This is a genomic window from Candidatus Eisenbacteria bacterium, assembly GCA_035577985.1.
GTDB lineage: Bacteria > Desulfobacterota > Binatia > DP-6 > DP-6 > DATJZY01.
This window is the reverse complement of sequence record DATJZY010000006.1, coordinates 1-5715: the sequence shown is the minus strand read 5'-3', so window position 1 is coordinate 5715 and position 5715 is coordinate 1. Positions and strand designations below refer to the sequence as shown.

The 5715-nt window shown below is 72.6% G+C and carries 6 protein-coding genes; 3 read left to right on the top strand and 3 right to left on the bottom strand.

Annotated features, from left to right (window positions below):
- The coding region (locus VMS22_00460) for an amidase family protein (protein HXJ32482.1) at nt 1–902 on the top strand (902 nt) is incomplete at its 5' end.
- A 57-nt stretch (nt 903–959) separates the two neighbouring features.
- Nucleotides 960–1394, top strand: coding sequence for a Csp1 family four helix bundle copper storage protein (locus tag VMS22_00455; protein HXJ32481.1), 435 nt, complete (start codon nt 960–962; stop codon nt 1392–1394).
- A gap of 2 nt (nt 1395–1396) precedes the next feature.
- On the opposite strand, the gene VMS22_00450 is transcribed toward VMS22_00455, so the two are convergent.
- Nucleotides 1397–1933 carry a response regulator gene (locus tag VMS22_00450; protein HXJ32480.1) on the bottom strand — a complete coding sequence of 179 codons (537 nt, stop codon included), beginning with the start codon at nt 1931–1933 and terminating at the stop codon, nt 1397–1399.
- Nucleotides 1930–3192, bottom strand: a complete 1263-nt coding sequence (locus VMS22_00445) for an ATP-binding protein (GenBank protein HXJ32479.1) — start codon at nt 3190–3192, stop codon at nt 1930–1932. Before VMS22_00445 ends, VMS22_00450 begins: the two co-directional genes overlap by 4 nt.
- A gap of 236 nt (nt 3193–3428) precedes the next feature.
- Here VMS22_00445 and VMS22_00440 point away from each other — a divergent pair, with 236 nt between their 5' ends.
- Nucleotides 3429–4007 (top strand): YceI family protein, encoded by a 579-nt coding sequence (locus VMS22_00440; GenBank protein ID HXJ32478.1) that lies wholly within the window; start codon nt 3429–3431, stop codon nt 4005–4007.
- A 9-nt stretch (nt 4008–4016) separates the two neighbouring features.
- Here the strand turns inward: VMS22_00440 and VMS22_00435 are convergent.
- Nucleotides 4017–5715 (bottom strand): cytochrome c peroxidase (locus tag VMS22_00435; GenBank protein ID HXJ32477.1); only part of this gene is annotated, 1699 nt, incomplete at its 5' end.

The window sequence follows — 5715 nt, the reverse complement described above, 5'->3', positions numbered from 1 at the left end:
CCGCCTTCTTCAACGGTGTCTTCGGTCACAAGCCGACGGGCGGCCTCGTGCCCGGCACCGGACAGTTCCCGATGGCCGAGAACGCCGCGCTCCGCTATCTCGCGACCGGGCCGCTCGCGCGTCGCGCCGAGGACCTGATGCCGCTCGTGCGCGTGCTGGCCGGTCCGGACGGCGCCGACGCGGGCTGCGTGGCCCAGCCGCTCGGCGATCCGGCGACGGTGTCGATCGACGGCCTCACCGTGCTCGACGTCGGCGACAACGGATCGATCGCGGTCTCCCCCGACCTCCGCACGGCGCAGCGCGCGGTCGCCGAGGCGCTCGCCGCGCGGGGCGCCCGGGTCACGCCGGCGAGCTTCCCGGCGTTGCGCTCGTCGTTCGACATCTGGTCGTCGTCGCTCGCCGCCGCCAACGACACCACCTTCCGCGAGCTGCTCGGCAACGGCGCGCCGGTGCGCCCGCTGCTCGAGCTGATGCGCTGGCCGTTCCGCGGCTCGCAGCACACGCTCCCCGCGCTCGTGCTGGCCATCCTCGAACGCCTGCCCGAGTGGACGCCGGCGCGCGCGCGGCGCTTCGTCGACGCCGGGCGCGCGCTGCGCGCCGAGGTCGTCGAGCGATTGGGGTCGCACGGCGTGCTGCTCTATCCATCGTACCCGCAGCCGGCGCCGCGGCACCGCCGGCCGCTCTTTCCGCCGTTCAACTGGGTGTATACCGCGATCTTCAACGTGCTGGAGCTGCCGGTGACCCAGGTCCCGCTCGGCCTCAACGCCGACGGCCTGCCGCTCGGCGTGCAGGTGGTGGGCGCGCCGGGCGCCGACCACGTCACGATCGCGGTCGCGCTCGCGCTCGAGGAGGCGTTCGGCGGCTGGGTGCCGCCGTCGGGGGAAGCCAGGGCGACCGATTGATTTCAACGACGGTGCGTGCGACGTCGTCGACGACGCACTTAACCGGGAGGTGAGCACATGGTGGACGGTGACCGACGACGCCTGTTGAAGGCATCGGGTGCACTGCTCGTGGTGGGTGCGATGCAGGGCCCGGGCTTGGCGAAAGGTGCCCCCGCTCCGGCGAGCGGCGGCAATCCCGAGCTGGTGGACGCGGCCGGCGTCTGTGCCAGGGCCGGCGAGGCGTGCCTGGCGCACTGCCTGTCGGCGTTCGCCGCGGGCGACACGTCGCTCGCGCGCTGCGCGACGCTCGTCCAGCAGATGATCGTCGGGTGCGATGCGATCGCCAAGCTGGCGGCGCACGGGTCGGCGCACTTGGCGGCGTTCGTGGCGGCGTGCCGCGACGTGTGTGCGGACTGCGAGGTGGAGTGCCGCAAGCATGAGGCCCACCATGAGATCTGCAAGCGCTGCGCCGATGCGTGCGCGGCGTTCGTCAAGGTCGCGGCGCGCACCTGACGTCAGCGGCGCGTCGGGTACTTCGCGAGCTTGCGCTGGAGGGAGCGGCGGTGCAATCCGAGGCGGCGTGCGGCCTCGGAGATGTTTCCGCCCGAGTCGGCGAGGACCCGGTTGATGTGCTCCCACTCGACCCGGGCGAGTGAGGGGATCGGCACCTCGTCCGTCGCACCGGGAGGAGAGTGCGTCACACCCGTGAAAGCGCGCTCGATGTCGTCGGCGTCGGCGGGCTTGGTCAGGTAGTGGGTTGCTCCGCGATGCACCGCCTCAAGCGCAGTGGCGATGCTGCCGTAGCCGGTGAGCACGACGAGGCGAGCCGCGGGGTTCAGCGCGAGGGCCTGGCCGACCAGCTCGAGGCCGGACTCGGCCCCGAGGCGGAGGTCGACGACCACGCGCTCCGGGCGCTGGTCGCGGAGGACCGCCGTCGCCGATGCGACGTCCGCGGCCTCGTACACGGTGTAGCCACGGTCGGTGAACGCGCGCGCCAGGCGGGAGCGCAGGCGTTCATCGTCGTCGACGATGAGGATGCTGCGAGCGCTCACTCGGAGAGTACGCTCGACGGCAGTTCGACGACCGCGGTGGCGCCCCGTCCCGGAATCGATTCGAGGGCGAGTCGACCGCCCATCTGCTCGGCGATGGCTCTCGACAGGAAGATGCCGAGGCCCATCCCTCGGCCGGCGGCCTTCGTCGAGAAGAAGGGCTCTCCGACGTGCGCCATCACGTCGGCCGGGATCCCGGGCCCGTCGTCGTGGACGGCGATGCGGAGGCCACTCGCCTGCTGCTCGACGGCCAGTCGAATCTGTCCGTCGGGGGTGGCGTCGAGCGCGTTCCGGACGAGGTTGGCGACCGCCCGCGACAGGGCCCGGCGCGGCACGGCGAGCAGTCCCGCGGCCGAGACCGTGACCGCGACCCGCCCGCGGTCCTCGGTCCCGAGGCCGTCGAGCACGTCGTCGACCAGCACGCTCGGAAGAAACCGACCCGGCGCCTCCCCACTGGCTTCGCCGGAACGCGCAGCCATGTCGTCCAGCACCTGACGGCAGCGATGGAGCTCGGCCCGGATGAGGCGGGCGTCGTCTAGCAGCGCGCCCGCCTCCCCCTGGGGGAACCCGGCGAGCCGACGCTCGAGTTCCTTGGCGGCCACCGCGATCGTGGCCAAGGGCGTTCCGAGCTCGTGAGCGGCGCCGGCTGCCAGCGTCGCAAGCGACGCCAGACGCTCGTTCCGGGCCGTGCGCGCGCGGAACTCCGCGAGGTCGGCGTCGCGGCGCTCGATGGCCGCCAGCAGCTGCACGACGAAGTACGCCGTCAGCCCTGCCGCCACCGTGAACGCGAGCAGCATGCCGTGCAGGTGCGAGGAGAAGTCGCCGCCCATCATGTGGTGGGTGGTGACTTCGGGCGACACGAGGACGAACAGGAGCGCGTAGCAGGCGACGGCCAACGCCGCGAGCGCCCACGTCCACGCCGCGCCCAGCATCACGGCGGCGAGCGTGATGTGGACGAGGTAGACGATGCTGAACGGATTGGTCGGGCCCCCGGTCAGGTGCAGGATCGTGGTCAGGCACAACGTATCGACGAGCAACAATCCTCCGACGAGCACGGGGGCGACCTGGCGTCGGCGACGGATCGCGACGCTCAGCCAGACGTTGGTCGCCGCCGTCAGCGCGACGCAGGTGAGCAGCGCTCTAAGCGGTATCTGCGGGGCGAACAGGTAGTGTCCGCCGAGGATCGCGACGATCTGACCGACGATCGCGCCCCAGCGCAGACGGGCGAGCCAGGGCAGGCTCACCTCGGTGCGGCCACCCACATCCGAGTATCTCCGGCCGCCCTCGGGCCCTGCGTGCGACGCCGTCACCGTCGTTGGGCGTAGCGCGGGCGTCCGCCGGCTTCAAGCGACCAGTGTGCTCCGCGGGTGTCCCGTCCTGCGACACGTTGTCGCACCGCCGGGCCGCCGCGACGCGGCCACGAGGCTGCGGCATCGAGTCGCATTCCGTTCGCGCCGGCCGCGCTGCAGCCTGGTGGTGGCAGCGAGAGGTCGTCGTCATGGTGAACGGGAGCCGATGCCTCGTCCTCGTGGTGCTTCTGCTGTCCACGGCGTGTGCCGTGGCGGACGACGCTGTGCCGCCCGGGATCATCCGCTTCCGGGCGACGATGGTGTCGCTCGGGGAGTCGGCGGGGCAGTTCCGCCGCTGGCGGGTGACCCACGCGACGATCGACGAGGCGCATCCGGAGCGCAGTCGCGTCGACGCCGAGATCGACCTGGCGAGCGTCGACACGAGCCTCGAGGAGCGGGATCGTCACCTCCGGGGAGACCGCTTCCTCGACATCGAGCAGTACCCGACGGCGACGGTGACGATCACGGACGCGACGTTCGAGGATCCCGACCACGTCCGCGTGACGGCGACGCTCGACCTGCACGGCGTGGTCCGGGCCTTCCCGATGACGTTCGCGATCACCGACCGCGGCGCGCGACGGATCGCCGCCGAAGTCACGCTCAAGCGCCTCGACTTCGGGATCGGCCCGGCGCTCGGCTGGTACAACCCGATGCAGATCCGGGACGAGGTGATCGTCGACATTGACGCCGTCGTGCCCGCGCCCGCGCCGTCGCCGGGCGGCCACTGAGGGCGCGGCTCACTCGAGGAAGCGACGGAGCGGCGGGCCGCCGGTGCGTCCGACCGGCGCGATCCAGAGGACACGATCCACCGCCGTCCCCGTGCCGTCGTCGAGGACGCGGCGGGCGTCGCCGAGCGCGCCGTCGGGGACGAGGAGACTCGGGTGGTCGAACGGAGCACGCTGGTAGAGCACGCGCTCGTCGGTCAGCGACAGCAGGAACGCCTCGAGCGCGTCGATCTCGTCGGGCGTGTTGGCGAGGACGTTGAGCGGCGCGATCTCGAGACTGCCGTCGAGCGAATGCTGCGGGCGGACGTCGCCGCCGCGGGAGTAGAACCGGAGCACGTCGCCGAGCGTGAGGATTCCGCCGTTGTGGAAGTACGGCGCCGTCAGCGCGACGTTGCGGAGGCCGGGGACCTTCATCGCCCCGTCGACGGCGATCGGCTCGGCGGGCGGCGGAACGAGGGCCCGGACGGTCGAGAGCGGGTGCCCGAGCGGGTCCGTTCCGCCGACGCCCGGGTCCTCGCGCGTGGGCAGCACGCCGATGTTGTTGAAGCCGCGGTCGAGCGCCTGGCCCTCGCGGATCCGGACCGGGCTCTCGCGCACCCGCCGGACCGAGGCACCGGTGAGCTCCGCGCCTTCGTGGCAGTTGATGCAGCGGCCGCGGGTCTGGGAACGGAACAGGTCGACGCCCAGGACGGCGGCCGGCGTGATCGCGGCCGCGTCGCCGTCCATGAAACGGTCGTAGGGCGAGTCGTCGGCCACCAGCGTCGCCTCGTAGAGCTGGACCGCCAGGCCGAAGACGAGCGCGAAGTTCTGCTCGAGCAGCGTGCTGGTCGCGTCGGGATCGGCGTCGGTGCCGACGACGGTGACCGCGCCGTTCCGCCCGGTGCGGAACCGCCTGGGCGAATCCCACCACTGCCGTTGGAACGCCTGCGCGATCAGCGTCCGGTAGCTGTCGACGTCGAGCCCGGGCCGCGGCCAACGGCTGTGCGGGCCGAGGACGCCGTCGTCCGGATGTACCCACTGGTGCTCGAGCGGGCGGAGCGGCGCGATCCGCCGCCCCGGGTCGCGCGTGAGCTTGGCCCCCAGGTCGTGGAACGTGCGCCCGCTCGCCGACATTTCCACGTCGCTCACCGGCGGGCTCGTGGCCTGGGAGGCGAGGCTCGAGTCCTCGAGCCGCACCCGCACGGCGACGGGCGCGTTCGGGTCGTCGGCGCGCCACACGCGGGCGTCGGGGTCGTCGTCGCCGAGGCCGTTCACGCCGTTGAAGACGTTGCGGGCGCGCCCGTCCCAGAAGCTCCGGTGGTTGAAGACGGCGTTGATGACGGTCGGCGCGTTGCGCGGCTCGACGCGACGCACGTTCACCCGCCCGACCCGGAAGCCGTCCTGATCGGGGACGACGCGCAGGCGCTCGCGCGGCGAGCGCCCGAGGCCGTCGAAGAGAGCGCGGGCGATGCCTTGCGACGACACCACGTCGTTGGTGCGCGGCGAGAGCGGGAAGTCGCCCGCCGTCAGCTCGGCGTTGGGGCCGCGCACGGCGTCGAACGCGGCGTCCGGAGACGGCGTGCCGTCCGCCGCGACCCGCAGCCGCCCGGGGCTCACCTGGTTGCGGGATCGGCTGTCGGCGCCGGCGTTGAAGTGGCAGCTGGCGCAGGCCTGGACGCCGTCGCTGCCGACCTGCATGTCCCAGAAGAGCGCCTTGCCGAGGACGATCGCG